Source organism: Synechococcus sp. PCC 7502 (assembly GCF_000317085.1).
Classification (GTDB): domain Bacteria; phylum Cyanobacteriota; class Cyanobacteriia; order Pseudanabaenales; family Pseudanabaenaceae; genus PCC-7502.
This window is the reverse complement of sequence record NC_019702.1, coordinates 137,432-158,742: the sequence shown is the minus strand read 5'-3', so window position 1 is coordinate 158,742 and position 21,311 is coordinate 137,432. Positions and strand designations below refer to the sequence as shown.

The 21,311-nt window shown below is 40.2% G+C and carries 25 protein-coding genes; 14 read left to right on the top strand and 11 right to left on the bottom strand.

Translation table 11 applies throughout. The features are described 5' to 3' along the window. Positions 1-15: 15 nt before the first annotated feature. Positions 16-777 carry an oxygen-dependent tRNA uridine(34) hydroxylase TrhO gene (trhO, locus tag SYN7502_RS00790; protein ID WP_015166989.1) on the bottom strand — a complete coding sequence of 254 codons (762 nt, stop codon included), beginning with the start codon at positions 775-777 and terminating at the stop codon, positions 16-18. 77 nt (positions 778-854) lie between these two features. On the opposite strand from trhO, the gene SYN7502_RS00785 reads away from it, so the two are divergent. The 4 genes from SYN7502_RS00785 (at position 855) to aspS (ending at position 5,640) form a co-directional block, all read left to right on the top strand. After that, the gene (locus SYN7502_RS00785) at positions 855-2,285 is read left to right on the top strand and encodes a UDP-N-acetylmuramoyl-tripeptide--D-alanyl-D-alanine ligase (protein WP_371257837.1); all 1,431 of its coding nucleotides are present in this window, start codon (positions 855-857) and stop codon (positions 2,283-2,285) included. A gap of 44 nt (positions 2,286-2,329) precedes the next feature. Further along, complete coding sequence (fghA, locus tag SYN7502_RS00780; protein WP_015166987.1) at positions 2,330-3,190, top strand: S-formylglutathione hydrolase; 861 nt, start codon at positions 2,330-2,332, stop codon at positions 3,188-3,190. Then, complete coding sequence (gene rimI / locus SYN7502_RS00775) at positions 3,165-3,701, top strand: ribosomal protein S18-alanine N-acetyltransferase (protein WP_015166986.1); 537 nt, start codon at positions 3,165-3,167, stop codon at positions 3,699-3,701. Before fghA ends, rimI begins: the two co-directional genes overlap by 26 nt. 139 nt (positions 3,702-3,840) lie before the next feature. After that, positions 3,841-5,640, top strand: a complete 1,800-nt coding sequence (aspS, locus tag SYN7502_RS00770; protein WP_015166985.1) for an aspartate--tRNA ligase — start codon at positions 3,841-3,843, stop codon at positions 5,638-5,640. A 55-nt stretch (positions 5,641-5,695) separates the two neighbouring features. Here the strand turns inward: aspS and SYN7502_RS00765 are convergent, their stop codons facing one another. The 9 genes from SYN7502_RS00765 to SYN7502_RS00725 form a co-directional block, all read right to left on the bottom strand. Next, positions 5,696-6,058, bottom strand: coding sequence for a type II toxin-antitoxin system PemK/MazF family toxin (locus SYN7502_RS00765; protein WP_015166984.1), 363 nt, complete (start codon positions 6,056-6,058; stop codon positions 5,696-5,698). Further along, positions 6,013-6,243, bottom strand: coding sequence for a ribbon-helix-helix domain-containing protein (locus tag SYN7502_RS00760; RefSeq protein WP_015166983.1), 231 nt, complete (start codon positions 6,241-6,243; stop codon positions 6,013-6,015). Before SYN7502_RS00760 ends, SYN7502_RS00765 begins: the two co-directional genes overlap by 46 nt. Positions 6,244-6,289: 46 nt before the next feature. Next, entirely contained in the window at positions 6,290-6,472 is a 183-nt protein-coding gene (locus SYN7502_RS00755; RefSeq protein WP_015166982.1) for a hypothetical protein, read from the bottom strand. 3 nt (positions 6,473-6,475) lie between these two features. Beyond that, the gene (locus SYN7502_RS00750) at positions 6,476-6,832 is read right to left on the bottom strand and encodes a ferredoxin (RefSeq protein WP_015166981.1); all 357 of its coding nucleotides are present in this window, start codon (positions 6,830-6,832) and stop codon (positions 6,476-6,478) included. A 6-nt stretch (positions 6,833-6,838) separates the two neighbouring features. Further along, a complete protein-coding gene (locus SYN7502_RS00745) occupies positions 6,839-7,222 on the bottom strand; it encodes a DUF1257 domain-containing protein (protein WP_015166980.1) in 384 nt (127 codons plus the stop codon). 99 nt (positions 7,223-7,321) lie between these two features. Beyond that, entirely contained in the window at positions 7,322-7,534 is a 213-nt protein-coding gene (locus SYN7502_RS00740; RefSeq protein WP_015166979.1) for a DUF2997 domain-containing protein, read from the bottom strand. Between the two features lie 375 nt (positions 7,535-7,909). Then, positions 7,910-8,608, bottom strand: coding sequence for a PFE-CTERM domain-containing protein (locus SYN7502_RS00735; RefSeq protein ID WP_015166978.1), 699 nt, complete (start codon positions 8,606-8,608; stop codon positions 7,910-7,912). 222 nt (positions 8,609-8,830) lie between these two features. Continuing rightward, positions 8,831-9,085 (bottom strand): membrane protein insertion efficiency factor YidD, encoded by a 255-nt coding sequence (gene yidD / locus SYN7502_RS00730; RefSeq protein WP_015166977.1) that lies wholly within the window; start codon positions 9,083-9,085, stop codon positions 8,831-8,833. Then, on the bottom strand, positions 9,082-9,726 hold the full coding sequence (locus tag SYN7502_RS00725) for an alpha/beta hydrolase (RefSeq protein ID WP_015166976.1): 645 nt from the start codon (positions 9,724-9,726) through the stop codon (positions 9,082-9,084). Before SYN7502_RS00725 ends, yidD begins: the two co-directional genes overlap by 4 nt. 68 nt (positions 9,727-9,794) lie before the next feature. Here SYN7502_RS00725 and SYN7502_RS00720 point away from each other — a divergent pair, with 68 nt between their 5' ends. From SYN7502_RS00720 to SYN7502_RS00685, 9 genes are all read left to right on the top strand, one after another. Continuing rightward, positions 9,795-10,247, top strand: coding sequence for a YbjN domain-containing protein (locus SYN7502_RS00720; RefSeq protein ID WP_015166975.1), 453 nt, complete (start codon positions 9,795-9,797; stop codon positions 10,245-10,247). A gap of 34 nt (positions 10,248-10,281) precedes the next feature. Beyond that, complete coding sequence (locus tag SYN7502_RS00715) at positions 10,282-10,995, top strand: lipoate--protein ligase family protein (protein ID WP_015166974.1); 714 nt, start codon at positions 10,282-10,284, stop codon at positions 10,993-10,995. A 160-nt stretch (positions 10,996-11,155) separates the two neighbouring features. Next, a complete protein-coding gene (locus SYN7502_RS00710; RefSeq protein ID WP_015166973.1) occupies positions 11,156-13,138 on the top strand; it encodes an N-6 DNA methylase in 1,983 nt (660 codons plus the stop codon). Next, positions 13,132-14,772, top strand: a complete 1,641-nt coding sequence (locus SYN7502_RS00705; protein ID WP_015166972.1) for a restriction endonuclease subunit S — start codon at positions 13,132-13,134, stop codon at positions 14,770-14,772. The genes SYN7502_RS00710 and SYN7502_RS00705 overlap by 7 nt, the downstream gene beginning before the upstream one ends. Beyond that, positions 14,772-15,185 (top strand): type II toxin-antitoxin system VapC family toxin, encoded by a 414-nt coding sequence (locus tag SYN7502_RS00700; protein ID WP_015166971.1) that lies wholly within the window; start codon positions 14,772-14,774, stop codon positions 15,183-15,185. The genes SYN7502_RS00705 and SYN7502_RS00700 overlap by 1 nt, the downstream gene beginning before the upstream one ends. Positions 15,186-15,194: 9 nt before the next feature. Continuing rightward, complete coding sequence (locus SYN7502_RS20020) at positions 15,195-15,359, top strand: hypothetical protein (RefSeq protein ID WP_168130293.1); 165 nt, start codon at positions 15,195-15,197, stop codon at positions 15,357-15,359. A gap of 112 nt (positions 15,360-15,471) precedes the next feature. Beyond that, a complete protein-coding gene (locus SYN7502_RS00695) occupies positions 15,472-17,442 on the top strand; it encodes an APC family permease (RefSeq protein WP_015166970.1) in 1,971 nt (656 codons plus the stop codon). Between the two features lie 297 nt (positions 17,443-17,739). Further along, positions 17,740-18,027 (top strand): IS1 family transposase, encoded by a 288-nt coding sequence (locus SYN7502_RS21260; protein WP_051023546.1) that lies wholly within the window; start codon positions 17,740-17,742, stop codon positions 18,025-18,027. Between the two features lie 161 nt (positions 18,028-18,188). Next, on the top strand, positions 18,189-18,701 hold the full coding sequence (locus SYN7502_RS00685; protein ID WP_015166969.1) for a hypothetical protein: 513 nt from the start codon (positions 18,189-18,191) through the stop codon (positions 18,699-18,701). A 413-nt stretch (positions 18,702-19,114) separates the two neighbouring features. Here SYN7502_RS00685 and SYN7502_RS00675 read toward each other — a convergent pair whose 3' ends face one another. After that, a complete protein-coding gene (locus SYN7502_RS00675) occupies positions 19,115-19,393 on the bottom strand; it encodes a hypothetical protein (protein ID WP_041429150.1) in 279 nt (92 codons plus the stop codon). A 614-nt stretch (positions 19,394-20,007) separates the two neighbouring features. On the opposite strand from SYN7502_RS00675, the gene SYN7502_RS00665 reads away from it, so the two are divergent. Then, positions 20,008-21,303 (top strand): glutamyl-tRNA reductase, encoded by a 1,296-nt coding sequence (locus SYN7502_RS00665; RefSeq protein WP_015166967.1) that lies wholly within the window; start codon positions 20,008-20,010, stop codon positions 21,301-21,303. The last annotated feature ends 8 nt before the right edge of the window (positions 21,304-21,311 follow it).

Here is a 21,311-nt window from a genome sequence, read left to right as displayed (position 1 = left end):
AAAAGTATTTGCTACTTAGGATTGCTGTATGTCATTTTGAAAGGTTTTATGGTCAACACTGCGGCGATCGTCAAAGACAAAACATTCACCTTGCCAGAGACTTTGTTCGGGTTCTATTTCTTCTAAATATTTAAGAATCCCGCCCCTTAGGTGATAGACCTCAGAAAATCCTTGGGACAGCATATAGGCACTGGCTTTTTCGCAGCGAATTCCACCCGTACAAAACATTGCTATTTTTTGATGGGGATTTTGATTGAGATGCTGTTCCACATACTGCGGAAATTCACTAAAGGTATTGAGATTAGGGTTAATTGCCCCATTAAAAGTTCCAACTTCAATTTCATAGTTATTGCGGGTATCAATTACTATGACACTGGGATCAGAAATTAAGGCATTCCAATCTTTGGGATCAATATAAGTACCAACGCTTTGATTAGGATCAATTTCGGGCAAGCCCAGTTTGACAATTTCAGTTTTAAGTCGAACCTTTAGTCGTTGAAATGGCATTTCCTTACAGTAGGATTCCTTATGCTCTAAGGTTTGGAGACGGGGATCGGCACGCAAAAAATTTAGTAAAGCATCAATTCCAGAGCGACTACCTGCCATTGTCGAGTTAATCCCCTCTGGTGCCAATAAAATGGTGCCTTTTAATTCATGGGCATCACATAGTTCTGATAAAACTACTTGTAAATGTTGATAATCCTGTAGGGGGGTAAAGTGATAAAAAGCGGCAACTACAACTTGGGTGGAAGATTTTTCGGGAGAACTTTCGAGCATGGCTTGATCTTCTATACTATCTATCACTGTGTTTGATCAGGTTTTGATCGGATTTAAATAATCTTATGGCTTCTGATGTGAATTTGAACTCGTCCATTAAGTTATCTGCTGGTCATTTAGTAGATTTGAGGTTGGATTTAGCGATCGCCATAGCTATTATGGAGGCTGAACCAATCCGAGTAGATCAAAATGCCATAGTTTTGGGAATTAGTACAGACACCCGTACCCTAGAAACAGGAGATTTATTTTTCGCTTTAGCAGGGGAAAGCTTTGATGGACATAAATTTGTGGCAAAAGCGATCTCTTCAGGGGCAGTGGCAGCCGTAGTTAATGAGACTTGGTTTAATAATTCTAGTAATAATGAAAATGCTCAGGGCACATTTTTAGTAGTTAAAGATGTTTTAAATGCCTATCAAAATTTGGCAACTTGGTGGCGATCTCAATGTAAATTACCCGTGATTGCCATTACTGGTTCCGCAGGTAAAACTACAACTAAAGAGATCATTAGCCAACTTTTAAGTTTCTACGGTAGAGTCCATAAAAGTGCCGCCAACCATAATAATGACATTGGCGTGGCACAAACTCTACTGAGGATTGATCCGCAGCACCATGATTTTGTAGTGGTAGAGATGGGTATGCGGGGAAAAGGGGAAATTGCCCGGTTATCTCAGGTTGCGGCTCCAGATGTAGCGGTAATTACCAATATTGGCACGGCTCACATTGGGAGATTGGGTTCTCAGCAGGCGATCGCCGAGGCGAAGTGTGAATTATTAGCCTATTTGCCCACAAGTAGTGTGGCGGTTTTGAATGGAGAGGATCAACTATTACTTAAAACTGCAACTCAGGTATGGCAGGGGAAAGCTATAACCTATGGATTGAATGGTGGAGATGTGAAGGGTAATTTAACTACAGATGCAACCATCCAAGTCGAAGGCAGATCGTGGAAATTACCTCTATCGGGTCGGCATAATGCCATGAACTTTTTAGCAGGTTTAGGTGTGATTAAATCTCTGGGTTTAGATTGGCAAAAAATTAGCACTAATATTGGCAATTTAGACTTACCCGCAGGTAGAGCTAAAATTTATAGCCTTCAGGATCATGTGACAATTTTAGATGAAACCTATAACTGCTCTCCCGAAGCAGCGATCGCCGCCTTACATCTATTAGCTCAAATTCCAACTCAAGGTCGCCGATGGGCAGTATTGGGAACCATGAAAGAACTAGGGGCTATGTCAGCATCGCTCCATGCTCAGGTTGGGCAAACCGCCAAAGATTTGAAAATCGATTGTCTGTTGGTGTTAAGTGATGGCGAATCCGATGAAATTCTAACTGGAGTAGGCAAAGATTTTAAGTATGTGGGTAAATGTGGCGATCGCTCCGAATTAGTTAAAATCCTCCTCAATCAAGTCCAAACTGGAGACTCAATTCTATTCAAAGCTTCTAACTCGGTGGGCATGAATGTGGTAGTTCAAGAATTCCAAGCAGCATGGGAGAATCCATCCCACTAATGAGTAAAGTAAATGCTGAAACAAGCCATACACATATCAAATCTATGACTATTAAACTATTATCAGAACATCTCTCCTTTGGCGGTAAGGTTGGCTTTTACAGTCATTTTTCTGAAGCTTGTCATCATGAGATGCGCTTTTCGATCTATCTCCCTCCCCAAGCTCAAACTAAGTCCGTCCCTGTGCTGTATTTTCTATCAGGTTTAACCTGTACCGAGGAAGTTTTTATGGCAAAAGCAGGAGCGCAAAAACTAGCAGCAGAGTATGGCTTAATCCTTGTTGTCCCCGATACCAGTCCTCGGAATACAGGCATTATCGGTGAAAATCAAGATTGGGATTTAGGCAGTGGAGCAGGGTTTTATGTGGATGCTACTCAAGAGCCTTGGCGATCGCATTATCAGATGTATAGTTACGTTACTAGCGAATTACCGACCTTCATCCATCAAAATTTTCCGACTTTACCTGATCGGCAAGGAATTTTTGGACATTCTATGGGTGGACATGGGGCTTTGGTCTGCGCCTTACGCAACCCTGAGCAATATCAATCTGTTTCTGTATTTGCGGCGATCGCTGCTCCGAGCCAATGCCCTTGGGGACAAAAAGCCTTCACTAATTACCTTGGGCAAGATCAGACAACTTGGCAAGCCTATGATGCTACTGAACTAGTTAAATATCAGGGATTTCCTCGACCGATCTTATTTGACCAAGGTACGGCGGATACTTATTTAAAAAATCAATTATTTACCGAAGCTTTTCTAGCAGCCTGTGAACTAGCCAATCAGCCCCTGATCCTCCGTTACCAAGAAGGCTACGATCATGGATTTTATTTTGTCTCAACTTTTATTGCCGATCACATCCGTCACCACGCTGAGGCGTTATATGCAATTGCAGATAAAACTAGTTGAAATTACGATCGCCGATTTACCTCAGATTCAGGTTATTGATCAGGCTTGTCTGGGGGGATTTTGGAGCTTAGAAGGATACTTACAGGAAATTGAGCGTCCCAATAGTTACTTAATTTCAGTTATGAGTAGGGAAAAAGTAATTTTAGGTTTCGGGTGTTTGTGGGCAATTTTAGAAGAAGCTCATATTACGATGTTGGCAGTGCGTCCAGAGTATCAGAGACAAGGATTGGGCAAGTATGTAGTTTGGGGATTGCTAGAAAAGGCTTGGAGTCAAGGGCTAGAATGGGCAACTTTGGAGGTGAGGGCTTCTAATTTGGCGGCGATCGCTCTGTATGAAAAATTTGGTTTTACGGTAATTGGCAAAAGACCAAAATACTATGAAATTACCCAAGAAGATGCACTAGTTATGTGGCGCAAGGGTTTACATTACCCTGAATTTAAGGATTCTTTGCAAGCATGGCATCAGGAAATTAGGGAAGTGATCACTCTACGGGGATGGGAAATTGTTTAGGTATAAATTACTTTAAATATTTTTTCAACATTTTCAAGCCCACCTAAAGTATTATCAACCCAAGCTAACTTCGCTAACTTAGATAAGTAATTCCACCTCAAGCATCTGATAATATTAGAATCCACTTATTTACCTATCTATGCGTACTCATTACTGCGGTCATCTCACAGCCCAACATATTGGCAAATCTGTCAGACTTTATGGCTGGATTGATCGCAATCGAGATCATGGTGGGGTAATTTTCTTAGATTTACGCGATCGCTATGGCATTGTCCAAATTGTGAGTGACCCCGTGCGGACTCCAGATTCCTATGGCATTGCCCAAGATATGCGGAATGAATATGTGGTTTGCATCACAGGTACAGTTACCCAACGTCCTCCCGAATCAACTAATCCCAAAATCCCAACGGGGGAAGTGGAAATCTATGCTGAGTCCATTGAATTATTAAATTCTGTCCATAAAGCTTTACCCTTCTTAGTCTCAGAAACTGACACCATCCGTGAAGACCTACGTTTAAAATATCGCTACTTAGATATGCGGGGCGATCTCCTGCGGAATAATCTGCAACTCAGATTTAATGTGGTCAAAGCCATGCGCCGCTTCCTTGAAGATCAGTGCGGTTTCATGGAAGTGGAAACCCCCATCCTTTGCCGTTCTACCCCAGAAGGTGCTAGAGATTACTTAGTGCCTAGTCGGGTCAGTGCTGGTCAATGGTATGCGCTACCCCAATCGCCCCAGTTATTTAAGCAGTTACTAATGGTCGGTGGTTGCGATCGCTATTATCAAATTGCCCGATGTTTCCGTGATGAAGACTTACGGTCAGATCGCCAGCCTGAATTTACGCAACTGGACATGGAAATGAGCTTTATGTCGCAAGAGGAGATTCTTAATCTGAATGAAAACCTTGTAAAGCATATCTTTAGAGAAATTAAGGGCATAGAGTTACCACCTTTTCCCCGCATGACCTACGCTGACGCTATGGATCGGTATGGCTGCGATCGCCCTGATACCAGATTTGGCATGGAATTAGTTAATGTTTCCCATATTTTTGCTAATTCGGGATTTAAGGTATTTTCTGGAGCGATCGCCTCTGGCGGCATAGTCAAGGCACTGCCAATTCCCAATGGGGATAAAGCTATTTCCAATACTCGCATTAAACCCGGTGGAGACTTAGCCACCCTCGCTGCTCAATATGGAGCCAAAGGTTTAGCATTTATGCGTGTGCGTGAAGATGGAGCCATTGATACCATTGGGGCTTTAAAAGATAGTTTAACTGAGGAATTAAAACAAGAACTCTTTAGAATTACCAAGGCTGAACCAGGGATGCTAATTCTGTTTGGGGCAGGAGAAATAGGCATTGTCAATGAGTCTTTGAGTCGTCTGCGCTTAGCTTTAGGTCATGAACTAGGATTAATTGATCCAGATAAAATGAATTTGCTTTGGGTGACAGATTTTCCCATGTTTGAATGGAATGGTGATGAAAAAAGATTTGAAGCGATCCATCATCCCTTTACTGCTCCGAATCCAGAGGATTTTGTCCTAGGGCAACCCTTTACCCTCAAAACTAGAGCCTTGGCATACGATATTATTCTCAATGGTACCGAAATTGGTGGCGGTTCTCTCCGCATTTATCAACGCCAAGTCCAAGAACAAGTATTTCAGGCGATCGGGCTAACAGAACAGCAGGCAAAGGATAAATTTGGTTTCCTATTAGAGGCATTTGAGTACGGAACTCCTCCCCATGGTGGCATTGCTTACGGGCTAGATCGGTTGGTGATGCTTTTGGCAGGTGCAGATTCGATTCGTGAAGTTATTGCTTTCCCCAAAACTCAACAGGCTAGGGATTTACTTACGGATGCCCCGTCTGCGGTTGAGGATTCTCAGCTTAAGGAATTATATGTCAAATCCGTAGCTCCTGTAAAAACTGCCAATACTTAAAAACATTAAGAATCAAATTGGAGAATCATCCAGTCAATCCCATTCAAGTTAATTTTTACAGGGGAATATCTAAATAATTAGCTAATATTCGCTGAATCCTCTGAATCTCATTTAATGATAATTTGCCTAAATATTGGACAAGCCTACGTTTATCAAAAGTCATGGGGTCTATGCAAACTACAAAACTCTTAATGCTGATGCCATTGCTAGGAGCAGGGATAATTGGTAGGATGACTGGTAGCAAGCGTTCGTTAGGGCTAGAAGAGGTAATTGGCAAAACAGTTACTTTACTGCGTTGATTAAAAATAGTGCCAGATACAATTACAGCAGGTCTGGTCTTACGGATTTCTGTACCAATAGAAGGATCAAAGCTTACGAGCCAGATGCTTCCCAATCCATAATTGCTGCTTGCTGCCATTCAGTATCCTCATCATTTGATTGGTCGAGTAATTGGTCAAGTAATAAACTAGCTTTAACCATTGCCTGTTGTTCTTGTTGTTTACGCCATCTTTGGAGTAAATTTTCAATCAAGCGACTGCGATTGCCCACTTGAGTATCAACATACTGTACTAGATCATCAGGAAGAGATATAGATACCTTCATAATATTTATACTACCTAAAGTACTACCAATCGTAGTATAAATTATTTTAGGGATATTTAAGAATAAATACAGTTAGGACACCTAAGCCCATCAAAGTTATAAGCGTAAAGGCAATCACCGAGATGAATACGGTTTTGTCATCGGACTTAATAAATTTGGTAGGTAAAAGCCCGGGTAGACAAAGCACTGTAATTGCAGCAATAATGATGTAGAGAATTTCTTTTTTCATAAACTAGAATTTATGCTTTTTTGCCATGAGGGAAGTTTTATCTCCAACTACCCCCAGATTACCAATAATTTGATATTGGCGGGCTGCTTCTAAGACTGAAAGCTCAGTGTAATTAACCCAAGCAATACAATCTACAGGACAAGTAGCGATCGCCTCTTGAATTATTTCTTCAGTATCCCCATCTTGGGCAATCACCCTAGCTCTACCGTAGTCTGGCTCCAAGCAAAACGTACATCTAGCAACATACGCACAATGCCCGCAGCCAATACACACAGTTTCATCCACATAGACAGCATTTTGTCGTAGCGCACCACCTAATTCTGGCTCAAATCCTGAAATTTCTGAAACTTCATCGTCCATGTCGAATTAACCATGCCAGCGTTGCAGCACTAGTCGAATGGAACCATCCTGTTGTTGTTGTTGCTCAGTCAAAGCAAAACCCTTATGTGCGGATTCAGTCATCACGGTTTGAACAGCATAGCGTTGCGAGACTTTATTTAAAAAACTTTCGACAGTCCAAGGTTGTTGCCAATAGTGCATATCAGCAACAAGTTCATATTCCTGTCCATTCCACTTAAAGCCAATGTCATAGCCGTTTTCTTGGGGAATTACCACCTCTGCGGTGACGGTTTGTCCGCGATCACTCTTGGCAGATGCCGCAGGTTTCCATGATAGTCCCAAATCAGTTAAGGCTTTTTGCAGTGGTTCAAGGGTGCGAATTTGAGTTTTAACTTGGCTGAAATGTGACATATATAAATTCCTTGATAATAGTGTTTACAATAAGTTGAGGTTTGAGAAAAGGTTTAAGTATATATACTTAGTTAATCGAAGAATTGATTAAGATTCGATCTACCATTGGGAAAAGTTAGCAAGCTTTTGTGGGGTCTGGTCAGAATTTATAACGTGATGTTCATAATTTTCTGCCGTTAGTTCTCGATAGGCAACTATTCCTAGTTTGGCTTCGATCGCTGCGGTGACATCGGCACAACTACTACCAGAAATGCCTGTAACTCTCTCTTCCACCCGACCATCGGGATAAATGATAAATTCTAATGTTTCCATCTATGGTATAAATTTAAGCCTCAATCAATGGTCTCGGTTAATCAAGTTTCGCCTAACTTTTTAAAATTAGCGTTAATAAGTACATAAAATTAAACATTAATAGTCTAAATCGTAATCAACGAGAAAGTACATACTCATTTAAGTTATTTGTGATGGACTTATATCTATAAAACACATTGGGTAATTAGCATCAATAAAATAAATGTAATCATCATGGTTCAGACATTTCTAAACTACTGTACAAAACGACATTCACTCAATATGTAATTATTCCTCAAGGGTACTTGGCTTATGACTTTGATAAGGTTGGCTATTCCAAAAACAAAAAGCTCCCCAAAAACAATTAGAGAGCCATCAAAAATTTATAAGTTATAGCTATGCCTTAGCTTTAGCTTTGTTCTTTAAATATCTCTTGACAGCAAAATAACCAGCGAATAATAAAACCCCAGATCCAGTTTCAAATTCGTAAGGTACAGCACTAACATCACCTCCCAGTGTTAGGTTATCTAGGTTAAGAGTGCGAATTGCAGCAATATTTCCACTTGCACCTGCACCATAGATGTTAAAGGTTATAGGAGTTGTAATGCTATCAAAACCAAAGCCAGGTATAACAAAGCTTGTATTTTGAGGGACTAGACCAGTTGGGACATTAACTGAGCTAACTGAATTAGTAAAGCCATCCAGACTCGATGTCAAATATAGAACAGTAGGTCCTCTACCCAATAACCCTCTACTAACATCTAAAGTAAAACTAGTTAAATTAACTGAAAAGCCTGCATCAGGAGTGAGGGTAAATGTAAAAAACTCATTGATACCTTGAGCTGATGCCAAAGTATTCGACCCTGTATTATTAAAATTGGTGATTCTTCCAACGTTCAACAGCGGATTAATTCCTACTCCCGCACCTGCACTTATGGAAGAGAGTGAAATATTTGGAGCCACACTACTGGCAGCAGCGGTATTACCTGTAAAGTCATATACTCCTAGGGTGACAGCATGACTTGGAGCAGCGATCAGAAAGAAAGTGAAAGTACCTAAAATAGGAAAGCCAAGGTTATTTAGTTTCTCTAGCATACTTTTGTTTTTTGTAAGTACATGTATAGCGAACCTAACATAACTTTAGTTTCTAAGCAAGAAATAACTTATTTGACTTAGACAAACTAAATGTGAATCTATTCTTGAGATATTACTTTGAGTTCGTTTAAGCCACCGAAAGTTTAACCTTTCCGTTAATCTAGTGTGGAGAATCAGAACTTTCAAACTTTTAGTCTACCATTGCATCTATGAAACTCTACTCTAGGATTGATTAGCTTTATCTTTTAACTTACTCTCTTGCTTAACCTCTGGCACTGGATCGTATCCCCCTTCATGCCAAGGATGACACCGTGAAATTCGTTTAATTGCCATCCATCCCCCTTGGATCAACCCAAACCGATCAATCGCCTCCGCCGCATAGTGGGAACAGGTGGGCTGATACCGACAATTAGCACCAATCAGGGGTGAAATTAGCAGTTGATAGATTTTGATCAGAAATAGGGCGATATGTTTCATGGGATTTTGGCAGTATTTTCGGTTGTAATTTCAGGACTATTTTCTAAGATAAAATTCCGTACTGTGGCGATCGCCTCTAGGTTAATTTCATGCCCCATATCAAATTCGTGATAGCTAACCTTTGCTCCAAGTTTAGTTAGGGTAGTCTTGGCACTTTGGGCAGCAATAACTGGTACTACAGCATCTCGAACCCCATGCACAATTAAAATTGGCGTAAAAATTGGTGTGGCGATCGCATTATTCGCAATATCAGAGTGAAGATAGCCACTTAAGCTAATTAAGCCTGCTAATTTTAGCTCTAAGCCCACATCCAAAGTCATGGCTCCGCCTTGGGAAAACCCCAACAAAAATACAGGTAGATGGGAGAAAGATTCCGAAGTTACGATTGAGGCAATGTAGGTTTTAAGCTGTGATCGGCTTTCGGCTAACTGATTAGAATTGGGATTTTGAAAGTCATACCACATTCTGCCGCCATAGACATTGGGATGGTCAAAGGGAGCTTGAACAAATAACTTAGTATAATTAGGTAGATTAAGAATTGGTGCTAGTTCTGCTAAATCTTCGGCATTTGCACCCCAACCATGCAGGGCAATAATTACCCCTTGAGGTGTGGAATTTGCTTGAATTGTAATAGTTTCCAATAATTTACCTACCTTATGATCCGAAGCTTAGTAATATAGAGTTAAGAAATAAACTACCACAGAACATTATGCCCCCTGAAATTGATGTAGCGATCGCAGCTAGTAATGAACTCAAACCCAGTTCTAGCTTTATGGAGACTATTCAGACTGTGATTTCTGGTATGGACTCTGACAAGACTGCCGTAGTCAACCAAACCAACGATACATGGAAATTTAAGTACGGGACAGTCGAAGTAATTGTGAATATTACGGGAGATCAGCCGACAGATACCTTTACAGTGCTTTCTACGGTGCTGACCTATCCTGTTAAAGATGAGGCACGCTTGACCAAGTTACTCCTAGAAAAAAATGCCTCGGAAACCTTTGAAGCACACTTTGCCATTCAAAATGATCAGGTAATTGTGATTGCCACCCGTTCTGTAGAGGATTTATCGGCGGCGGAAATTTCCCGTTTAATTACGATTGTCTCGGCGATCGCTGACACTAATGATGAGGCTTTAATTGCTGAGTTTAAGGCTTAGATTTTTCTCTAATCGTAATTAGATCACCCAGATCATGCTAAGTCTTAACCCTTGGCAGTTAATTCCCTACTCCGTAGCAACTGGAGCCGAACACATGGCTAAAGATGAATCGCTACTGGATCAGCATTGTCAATCTAGCAACCCCATTTCTAGCTTACGCTTCTATAGCTGGGAACCTGCGGCAATTTCCTTAGGACATCATCAGCATAAAATTCCAGATCGCTGGCATGAAATAGCTCAAGATTTAGGTTTAGATATTGTCCGTCGTCCCAGTGGTGGCAGGTCTGTAGTCCATAAGGGCGATTTAACCTATAGCATCATTACCGAACTAGGCGATCGCAGCCGTCAAGCTATGTATATCTATATTTGTGAATTTTTAATTGCAGGATTTGCTGAGTTAGGGATAAACCTCAGTTATGGCAGTGCAGGACGGGGATACATTCATAATCCTAGTTGTTTTGCTACAGCTACAAATGCAGATTTAGTTACAGAGGATGGCTTGAAATTAATTGGTAGTGCTCAAGTTTATCGGCGGGGTGCTAATCATACTGCTGTGCTTCAGCATGGTTCTATTCAAATTCAATGCGATCGCCCATTGTTAAAAGCAATTTTTATAGAAGATCAGCCAATTACTAGCTTAGAAGAATTATTGGACTATAAATTAAGTTATGAAAAATTAGTCTCAAAATTAATAGAAACTCTGGTGCGATCGGCTGGAAGAACCTTTAATACTAAATTTTTGTCTTAGTGATATATGAATATCTTGGCATGCCTTGATAATGTTGCTTAGATTTCAGGGTAAAAAATAAATTATTAACTATAAAATCAATTATTAGTCTTGATTAATGATCAATTACTGGTAAAACTGTAAAGAAAGTAAATTTTCTTGAGGTTTTGACGTAAAGGCAATGTCCAAGCTCTTAGCAACACTTCCAGATGGTAAGGTCTGTGATTTCATAGATCAGAAAATCCGTAACGATACGCCCGAAGAGTATGTTCGTCAAAACATCGAGCGTCGTTTGGTGCTGGAGCTTGGCTATTTGCCAGAACAGATTGAGGTTGAGTATCCAATTAAGCAGGGTAGTAAGAGTGTTCGAGTCGATCTGGCTATTTTCCGTGAGGGGGATCAACACAATCAGGAAAATATTTGGATCATCATTGAGTGCAAAAAAGACTCAATATCACCATCTGCAAGCAAAGACGGGATTGAGCAACTTCGATCTTATATGGCGGCTTGTGATAACTCTGAATGGGGAATGTGGACAAACGGCAAGAAAAAAACTGTTTTGCGCCGCATTAGAACAGAGGAAGGCATTGAGTATGAAGAGCCTAATGATATCCCTTCCAAGAATGGCAATGTTGAGGAAGTTGATCGCCCAACTCGTGATGCTTTAAAGAATGCAGTTGGGGACAATTTACTGTTTTCTTTTAAAATTTGCCACGATCATATTTATGTAACGGATGGACTACAAAAACAGCCTGCCTTTTTTGAGCTTTTAAAGGTTATTTTTTGCAAGATTCATGATGAACGTAATTTTCCTAATCCTTTAGAGTTTTATGCAACAGCAAAGGAGAAAAAGAGTAATGATGGTCGATTAACTGTTTTCAATCGTATTAGCAAGATTTTTAGTGCAGTTAAAAAGCAATACCCTGCTATTTTTGATGCGAATGATGAGATCAAACTTCAACCACGTTCTCTCGCCTATATCATCGGTGAGCTTCAACGCTACAGCTTTCTGAGTACGAATATTGATGTTAAAGGGAAAGCTTATGAGGAGCTTGTTGGCGCAAATTTAAGGGGCGATCGCGGTGAATTTTTCACACCTCGGAATGTTCAAAATATGACAATTCGGATGCTTGCGCCAAAAATCACAGATAGGATTCTCGATCAATCCTGTGGGACGGGTGGCTTTCTGGTAATTGCGATGAATGAAGTCATTAAAAAGTTAAAACTACAAGCAGGAGTAACTGAGCAGTCAGATCCTTGGATGCAAAATGCACTGAATTCTAAAATTCAAGAAACAGCTAAAGCTAATTTCTTTGGGATTGATATTAATCCAGATCTTGTGAAGGCTACCAAGATGAATATGGTGATGAACAATGATGGCTCTGGAAATATTCTTAGACAAGATTCTTTGTTACATCCTCATCAATGGGAAGATAGTTTTCGCAAGCAATTTGCAAAGGCTTTAGATATCGACCCCAAAACTCTACGCAGTGAAAAAGATCTGGGTCATTTTGATCTAATTGCAACAAATCCACCTTTTGGTTCAAAGCTGCCAATTAAGGACGAAGAAACCTTAAAGCAATATCAGCTTGCCCATGTTTGGAAAGAAACTGAGTCTGGTTGGGAGCCGACAGAACAACTTCAAGGCTCAGCATCTCCCGAAATCCTATTTATTGAAAGATGCTGGCAATTTCTGAAGCCCAAAGGACGGATGGGAATAGTTTTACCTGATGCAATTTTGGGCGCTCCTGGTTTGATTTATGTGCGTTATTGGTTGATTAAGCATTGCCGAATTGTTGCTTCGATTGATCTACACCCTGATACTTTTCAGCCTCGGAATGGGACGCAAACTTCGGTTTTGATTCTTCAGAAGAAGACTGAAAAGGAAATCGATCAAGGGACAATGCCTGATTATGAAATATTTATGGCGCAGGTAAAGGCGATCGGGCAAGATAAACGAGGTAACACAACTTACAAACGCAATGAAGAAGGAGAGGAGATACTAGTGCCAGCCGATCCAGAGTCAATTCCCTTGCTGGAAAGAACAGCGACAGGCAACGGTACAGTTAGACCGATACCCCAAGAAAAAGTAAAGGATGATGATACTGGGGATATTGCTACCGAGTTTATTGAGTGGAAGAAAAAGGTGGTATTAGGATGGTAAGTTACGCTTTTAAACCTGATTACACGCCAGAGATACCTGATGATGAGTCGGAGAAACTGTCAACGACGATCAAACTCAGTGAAGTATTTGCTGCTGGTGTGCGCTTAGAGGCTTCTGCTTTTAGCATTGAGGCTCATAATGCAGTTACAGCTTTGACAAATAGTGGTTTACCGCTCATACCGCTTTACGGTGAAGGTGGGCTTTGTCAAGAAGCACATAACGCTTTTCGTTTTAAGCGAATTTATGTAAATGCTGAACATGGTATTCCATTTCTTTCCAGTTCTGATATTATCAGTGTACGCCCTAAAACTGATCGTTTCCTAAGCCGTAAATACACTCGAAATTCGGCTATGTTATCAGTCCAGAAGTGGGATGTATTAATTTCACGTTCTGGAACAATAGGTAACATAGCTTTAGCAAATGAGGCTTTCACAGGAAAAGCTATTTCAGAAGATGTGATTCGTCTAAGTGCAGACAATCAAGATGTAGCAGGTTTTATTGCAGCATTTTTGCGTAGTCGATATGGTCGTCCTCAGCTTACTCAAGCTACCTATGGCTCAGTTATTGTTCATATTGAACTTAAACATCTCAACAGAGTACAAATTCCTGATTTACCGCCGATTCGCCGAATTGAAATTGGACGTTTGATGTGCCAAGCGGGAGAATTGCGTGATGAAGCAAATCATTTGTTAGACGAAGCCGATCGCCTTCTCCATGAACGGTTAAATTTACCTTATCTCAAAGATATTGCTCCGCGTGGTAGTGCATCTTTTACGACTACGATCAAAGCCTCGCAATTGATGGGACGCTTTGAGGGCAGTTTTCATAATCCCGAAGCGATCGCTGCTGAAGAACAAGTAGCCAAATTACCTGTTGAAATTACTACAGTTGGCGATCGGCGAGTCACCAAAGAAGTTAGAGCAATTACAAAATTCCGAGCGCGAACCTATGTCGAAAAAGGTGGGATTCCGCTATTAAGTAGTAAGCAACTTTTTCAAGTCGATCCAATTGATGTCAAAAAATTAGCAAAAGGCGCACATACAAAAGACCTGCCCGAAATTCAGATCGAAGAAAATATGATTGCTGTTACCTGCTCAGGCACAATTGGGCGAGTACAAATCATTACTAAGTATATGGAAAACTGGACAGCTAATCAACACGCTAATCGTTTGCTAGCTTCAGATGATATTAATGCTGGATATCTCTATGCTTGGTTAGCTTCCGATTACGGATACAGTCTCATGACTCGTCATGCTTACGGTTCAGTGATTCTTGAATTTGACAGATTTATGCTTGCTTCTGTTCACATTCCACTACCAGACTTACCTATTAGAAATGAAATTGGCGATCTAGTTCTCAAAGCTAACCAACTGCGCGATCAAGCTTGGCGTAACGAACAAGAAGCAATTTCTAAATTAGAAAAACTAATTTCTTCTAAATCAAATACACCTATGAATAATCAAACACCTATCGAAAGCTTCTCCTTAGCAAATATTAAATTTGACTATAATGCAGAACCAATATGGGAATTAGCCGCGCGACTTTCTGCCAAAATTCCTAATGAAGAATGGGCAAAACTGCCAAAAGACTTAGCCCAAAACTTTGACCATTATCAACAGCAACAGGATAGTTAGTGAGAGTCGTTTTCGCCGATACAGGTTATTGGGTTGCCCTACTTAACCCTAGTGATAATTTGCATAAAAAAGCTGTTCAGCTATCAAAAACATTGCATCCCGCCTACATCGTCACCAGTGAAGCCGTCCTCATCGAAGTTTTAAACGACTTCTCTAAACGTGGTGAGTATTTCCGTGATTTAGCCATAGAGCTAACTCAAAACTTGCGTTCTAACCACAATGTCCGTATTGTTCCCCAAACTAGTGAGCAATTTGAACAAGGCTTGAGACTATATCAACAACGAAAAGACAAAGCATGGAGTTACACAGATTGTGTATCTTTCAAAATAATGGAGGATATGGGAATTTCTGAGGCTCTTGCCTACGACAAACACTTTGAACAGGCGGGTTATAAGCCTTTGATGAGAAATTGATACTTGATATTGCGCGATCGCCCATTGTTAAAAGCAATTTTTATAGAAGATCAGCCAATTACTAGCTTAGAAGAATTATTGGACGATAAATTAAGCTATGAAAAATTAGTCGCAAAATTAATAGAAACTCTGGTGCGATCGGCAGAAAAAGTCTTTAATACTAATCTTTATTAAGGTTTTATTTGGCAGATAAATCTTTTATATTTCTAAACTTGGGAACTGGTATCAAGGTTTGCCTTAGACTAAGTAAGCACCATTAATCACTATTATTTATTAAAGTTGCTGTATGGCTTTACCTGTTTCTTCTTCAACTGAATCTGAGTTAGTTCAACGACTGAAGCATTGGTTGCTAGAAGGTACTCATCGTCAAAAACCTGAAATTAATTCCGAAAGTAATAAAGAGCCTCCCCATAAACATCAGGAAAAGCACCCATGGTGGCAAGTTATGTGCTTAACAGGGGTCGACTATTTCTCTACCCTGGGCTACCAACCGGGAATTGCAGCTCTTGCAGCTGGCGCACTTTCTCCGATCGCCACGTTGATCTTACTATTTTTAACTTTATTTGGCGCACTACCCATATATCGAAAGGTAGCAACTGCTAGTCCTCACGGGGAAGGCTCTTTGGCAATGCTAGAACACCTTTTACCTTGGTGGCAAGGAAAACTTTTAGTCCTTTGTTTGCTGGGATTTGTGGCGACAGATTTTATTATTACCATTACCCTTTCTGCGGCTGATGCCACTGCCCACATTATTGAGAATCCTTTAGTCCCAACTTTTTTTCATGGGCAAGTAGTCCCAATTAGCTTAATTTTAGTGGCTTTGCTGGGTGCAGTTTTTCTCAAGGGCTTTCGAGAAGCGATCGGCATTGCCGTTATTTTAGTGGCTGTGTATTTATTTTTAAACTTAATTGTCGTAGGCGTAGGATTAGAGCAGATTTTTACTCATCCAGAGGCGATCGCTAGCTGGGAAAAGGCAATTTTTATTAATCATCAAAGTCCATTAATGCTTTTAGGGATTTCGGTTTTAGTATTTCCCAAACTAGCACTAGGACTATCAGGATTTGAGACAGGTGTGGCGGTTATGCCTTTGGTGAAGGGATATAGCGAAGATCCAGACTCAGTTCCATCAGGGCGGATTAAAAACACCCATAAAATGCTGACCAGTGCCGCTTGGATTATGAGTTTTTTCCTGCTCACCAGTAGCATTGTCACCACATTTTTAATTCCTGTAGCAGAATTTCAGGCAGGTGGTAAAGCTAATGGTCGTGCGCTTGCCTTCCTTGCTCACCAGTTTTTTGGCGATATATTTGGCACTGTTTATGATCTAAGCACGATCTCGATCCTGTGGTTTGCAGGGGCATCAGCCATGGCAGGCTTACTAAATATTGTGCCACGCTACTTACCTCGTTATGGCATGGCTCCTAACTGGACATTGGCGGTGCGTCCTTTGGTTTTGGTTTACACGGCGATCGCTTTTATTGTTACCTTGATCTTTCAGGCAAATGTTGAGGCTCAAGGTGGTGCCTATGCCACAGGCGTATTAGTATTAATGAGTTCGGCGGCATTTGCTGTAACCTTGGCATCCCATAAGCTGCATAAACGTAAGGAAGTTGTTACTTTTGGCATAATTACTCTAGTTTTTATCTACACCACGATCACTAATATCATTGAAAGACCTGAAGGGATCAAGATTGCAGCTACATTTATCGCTGGGATTGTGATTACATCTTTGGTGTCACGGGTCTGGCGTTCTACGGAATTACGGGCAAATACGGTGGAATTTGATCAACAAGCGCAAAGTTTTATTGATACCAATCCCGATCGCACCGTCAGAATTATTGCCCATAGACCTAATCGTGGTGATGATCAGGAATATAGTCAAAAAGAGCAAGATACTCGCCAAGAACATCATTTACCTGCGGATGATCCTGTAATTTTTCTTGAGATTAAGGTTTCTGATCCCTCTGAATTTGCTGGTACGATTAACATCCAAGGGTATCAGGTCGGGAACCATCGAATTTTGCGATCGCAGGGTGCCGCTGTTCCAAATACAATCGCTGCGATTTTGCTAGAGATCAGAGAAAGAACCCATAAATTACCCCATGCTTATTTTGGCTGGGCGGAAGGTAATCCAATTCAGTATTTAATGCGCTTTATTTTATTTGGTGAAGGGGATATTGCGATCGTAACCCGTGAGGTATTACGAACTGTGGAAAAAGACCCTAAACAGCGTCCAGGAATTCATGTAGGGGGATAGATTCAGATTATAGAACTAGGCGATCGCCTATTGTTAAAAAACTTTGTTCAAAGCCTCGCTCATCAATGACCCCATGTCTTTACTAAGAAAATGCAATACCCAAACTGCAACGGAAAAAATGTAGTAATAAATGGACATCTATACGAGAAACAATGCTACCAATCTAAGCAATGTAAGCGTCAATTTATTGAATTCTATAGTGAACGAGCATATTCTAAGGATAGAAGGCAAATGTAATGGTATGGGCTTCAGAGCAATTAAGTGTTGTACGGGAGTTAGCCACAATGAATGCCGTAATTGGCTGGGGGAGCAAAAATACGTGAGACTGAGGAAATTGAGAATATACCAGAGGTAGGTGAACTAGATGAACTCCAGATCTTTGTTGGTAGCAAAGGAAATAAGGCTTGGGTATGGACAGCCGTGAACCACTTTTGCGAAGGGATTTTAGCTTGGACAATAGGCGATAGGAGTAGTGAAACTTTTACCGTTTTGTGGGTAATGATTAGAAGTTGGTCACGCTATTTCTGGGTTAGTGATAGTTACTGCTTTTTTACCCCAAGCGCAAAAATTAAAATTCCTCTCTAATTTTTCCTTGATCATTATGAATATATCCAATGCCTACTTTATTAAGCAATGCCTATTTGGGTTAATTTTTTTTGAGGACTAGCGGATCAGTTTCTAACGTGTAGAATCATATTATCAATTTCCAACTCGATCAATACTGCACTTGATACTATGGGCTATTTATGCTTGAAACCCTTATTCTGAGTATATTTACCCTAGATGTAAGTCTGCTAGTCATAATAATAAATCGAATTGTTAGCACCCCTCACTCCAGTATGAAACAAGAAGAAGACCTCCATGACTACCAAGAACATGATAGGGGTTGGGAATTTAAAATTCTGAGAACGGGTAATGATGGGTTTCGTAATCGCAAATTATTAAAACTAGTTTGTGAGCAAGAGCTAAGGGCAGGATGGATTCTCTTGGAAAAATTAGATGATACCCGTTTAAGGTTTCGGCGATTAATCAAGTATAGGGCAACCGACCATGAAGCTAAAATAGATCCTTACCGTACCTACTATACTAACTGGATGGAACTTTCAAACTTTATTAGTACAATTTTTCTGATCCTAATTATGGCAGTTCCTGCTTTCTTTGGTTTTAGGTTTATGCAGGATGTATTTAAATCCGTCCGCACCCAAAACCTTCAGCCTGTGGGGAAACCGCCAATGTCTAAACCTCCAGTTAATCCATAATTTAACCCATAACTAAATTCGGGGCACCTAATAATTCTCTGGCTTTCTCTATGTTTCCACCAAAATATATTCCTGCGATGATTGCTGTAGTCATTACTTCTACACCGCTCATTTTTTGTTGCGGATTACTGTAGTGATGTAGTGACCTTAGCAAGTAATATATGGCTATAATTTTGCCATTCATTTATTTACTGCTATAAATCTAGTTTTTAATTTTGTATCAGTATTTCTTTATCTTTAAAACTAGCAACTTGGGTCAAATAGGTTCTTAATCTTCGTAAATAAAGTATTTAACGAGCCTACATCATTTTTGATACTGATTATAGTAATTTACCTAACGATTGAAATAATCTATTGATGAACACTAGTTTTATATCTTGATGGTTGATTTAAATGTGAGTTGAATGGGTTGATTAAAAAGCGAAGAAATCTTTGCAATCACAATTGCTATTAATTATGATTTGGAGCATCGCAGTTATATACTGAGTAAAATAAAAATAGCTATTGAGATAAGCCCAGCGATGTTTCAAAACTTGAACGGCATTATTTTGATTCCACTGAGTAACAGAGATCTTGCCCCGATGACCAATCTGCTTAATCGTTGATTCCACTGCGCCTGAACCGATGGGGATACCTTGTTTCTGTAAATACCCATATTTAGGAATACGATGATAATTGTGTAAATAAGTCACAAAATTGACAGCCCAAAAAGTGGGATAAGCATTATCTCTCGATTAGCAAGTCTTGGGGAGCGCATTAGCAACATATTATTCCCTTCTTTGCTTTCTCCCCAGAAATTCATAAGGCGATTTACACCGCCAATGCTATTGAATCCATGAATAGCACTTGATGCAAGATGATTAAATCTCAATAGATTTTTCCCGCCGATGAAGCAGATGATCAAGTTGGTTTATTTAGCGATACGAAACACCTTCAAGAAGTCGATGACGTCAATCAAGGATTGGAAACCTGCCCTCAATCGTTTTGCTATTGAGTTTGAAGCATGCTTAACTTTCAGAGTTTACATATTTTACTTGACTCTCTCAAAAAGCTCCAAATTAAACTCAGCCACAGAATTCAGTATTGATTAAATATGGCATGCTAAGTAGCAGAGAAAATGCGATCGCCTAAAATTTTTGTAGAATATTACCCTTTATACTTAGGAGGTGTTTATAATCTCTAGTGATCCAAGGTAAATATCTAAATTTGTAAATTCTCTGTAAAGTTTATTTGAAAGTTAACAACCCTTTGCCAGAATCAACTACGATTCCTATATAAAATAAAAACTATTTACATAAAAAACCTTATGAATATTGCTGTTGTGGGCTTAAGTCACAAAACGGCGACTGTCGAAGTTCGGGAAAAACTGAGTATTCCAGAAACAAGGGTTGAGTCAGCAATCGCTCAGTTAAATAGCCTACCAAGTATTGAAGAATGTGCTATTCTCAGTACCTGCAACCGCCTTGAACTATATATAGTGACTAAAGGGACAGAAAGTGGAATTAGGGAGATCACCCAATTTTTATCAGAATTTAGTCAATTACCTTTACAGTTTTTACGTCGTCACCTATTCGTTTTGCTGCGTCAAGATGCGGTTATGCACCTACTACGAGTGGCAGCAGGTTTAGATAGTTTAGTTTTAGGGGAAGGGCAGATTCTCGCTCAAGTGAAACATACCCACCGTTTAGCACAACAGCATGGTGGCTCTGGACGTATTCTTAATCAATTATTTAAGCAGGCGTTGGCTGCAGGTAAGGACGTTCGCACCAAAACTGATATTGGTACAGGCGCAGTGTCAATTAGCTCTGCTGCCGTAGAATTAGCACAAATGAAGTTGGATAGACTAGCTAATCAAAGGATCACAATTTTAGGTGCGGGTAAAATGTCGCGGCTGTTGGTTAAGCATTTAGTCTCTAAGGGTGCCAACAAAATCGCCATTGTCAATCGATCTGCCCAAAGAGCGCAGGAATTAGTTCAAGAATTTCAAACTGAGGGTGTGGACTTTCAAATTCACGGATTTGAGCATTTATGTAACTGTATTGAGGTTTCAGATTTAGCATTTACAAGTACAGCTTCTACGGAAGTTTTACTTTCTCGGCAGGATTTAGAGCCATTTATCGCTAATCATCCGGGCTTAATGTTAATCGATATTGCTGTGCCTCGAAATGTACATAGTGATGTTAATGATCTGCCCAATGTCAAAGCATTTAATGTTGATGATTTACAGGCTGTGGTTGCCGAAAATCAAGAAAGTCGTCGCCAAATGGCATTACAGGCTGAGGTACTTTTAGAGGAATCCTTTTTAGAGTTTGATGCTTGGTGGCGATCGCTAGATACCGTACCAACTATTAATAAACTACGCCAAAAAATGGAAGTAATTCGGGAACAGGAGCTAGAAAAAGCTTTATCTCGTTTGGGTAGTGAGTTTGCCGAAAAACACCAAGATGTAATTGAAAACTTAACAAGGGGCATAATTAATAAAATCCTCCATGATCCAATGGTGCAATTACGGGCGCAACAGGATATAGAGGCTCGAAAACGGGCAATGCAAACCTTGCAAATGTTATTTGATCTGGAATCTGGTAATAAGCAAACTATTTAAAAAACTAC

Coding starts and splice junctions, on each gene's coding strand:
- SYN7502_RS00665 (WP_015166967.1), top strand. CDS start 20,008: ATGAATATTGCTGTTGTGGGCTTAAGTCACAAAACGGCGACTGTCGAA.
- SYN7502_RS00695 (WP_015166970.1), top strand. CDS start 15,472: ATGGCTTTACCTGTTTCTTCTTCAACTGAATCTGAGTTAGTTCAACGA.
- SYN7502_RS00760 (WP_015166983.1), bottom strand. CDS start 6,243: ATGAAGGTATCTATATCTCTTCCTGATGATCTAGTACAGTATGTTGAT.
- SYN7502_RS00750 (WP_015166981.1), bottom strand. CDS start 6,832: ATGGACGATGAAGTTTCAGAAATTTCAGGATTTGAGCCAGAATTAGGT.
- fghA (WP_015166987.1), top strand. CDS start 2,330: ATGACTATTAAACTATTATCAGAACATCTCTCCTTTGGCGGTAAGGTT.
- SYN7502_RS00705 (WP_015166972.1), top strand. CDS start 13,132: ATGGTAAGTTACGCTTTTAAACCTGATTACACGCCAGAGATACCTGAT.
- aspS (WP_015166985.1), top strand. CDS start 3,841: ATGCGTACTCATTACTGCGGTCATCTCACAGCCCAACATATTGGCAAA.
- SYN7502_RS00755 (WP_015166982.1), bottom strand. CDS start 6,472: ATGAAAAAAGAAATTCTCTACATCATTATTGCTGCAATTACAGTGCTT.
- SYN7502_RS00685 (WP_015166969.1), top strand. CDS start 18,189: ATGCTTGAAACCCTTATTCTGAGTATATTTACCCTAGATGTAAGTCTG.
- SYN7502_RS00720 (WP_015166975.1), top strand. CDS start 9,795: ATGCCCCCTGAAATTGATGTAGCGATCGCAGCTAGTAATGAACTCAAA.
- SYN7502_RS00745 (WP_015166980.1), bottom strand. CDS start 7,222: ATGTCACATTTCAGCCAAGTTAAAACTCAAATTCGCACCCTTGAACCA.
- SYN7502_RS00740 (WP_015166979.1), bottom strand. CDS start 7,534: ATGGAAACATTAGAATTTATCATTTATCCCGATGGTCGGGTGGAAGAG.
- trhO (WP_015166989.1), bottom strand. CDS start 777: ATGCTCGAAAGTTCTCCCGAAAAATCTTCCACCCAAGTTGTAGTTGCC.
- yidD (WP_015166977.1), bottom strand. CDS start 9,085: ATGAAACATATCGCCCTATTTCTGATCAAAATCTATCAACTGCTAATT.
- SYN7502_RS00715 (WP_015166974.1), top strand. CDS start 10,282: ATGCTAAGTCTTAACCCTTGGCAGTTAATTCCCTACTCCGTAGCAACT.
- rimI (WP_015166986.1), top strand. CDS start 3,165: ATGCAATTGCAGATAAAACTAGTTGAAATTACGATCGCCGATTTACCT.
- SYN7502_RS00735 (WP_015166978.1), bottom strand. CDS start 8,608: ATGCTAGAGAAACTAAATAACCTTGGCTTTCCTATTTTAGGTACTTTC.
- SYN7502_RS00765 (WP_015166984.1), bottom strand. CDS start 6,058: ATGGCAGCAAGCAGCAATTATGGATTGGGAAGCATCTGGCTCGTAAGC.
- SYN7502_RS00710 (WP_015166973.1), top strand. CDS start 11,156: ATGTCCAAGCTCTTAGCAACACTTCCAGATGGTAAGGTCTGTGATTTC.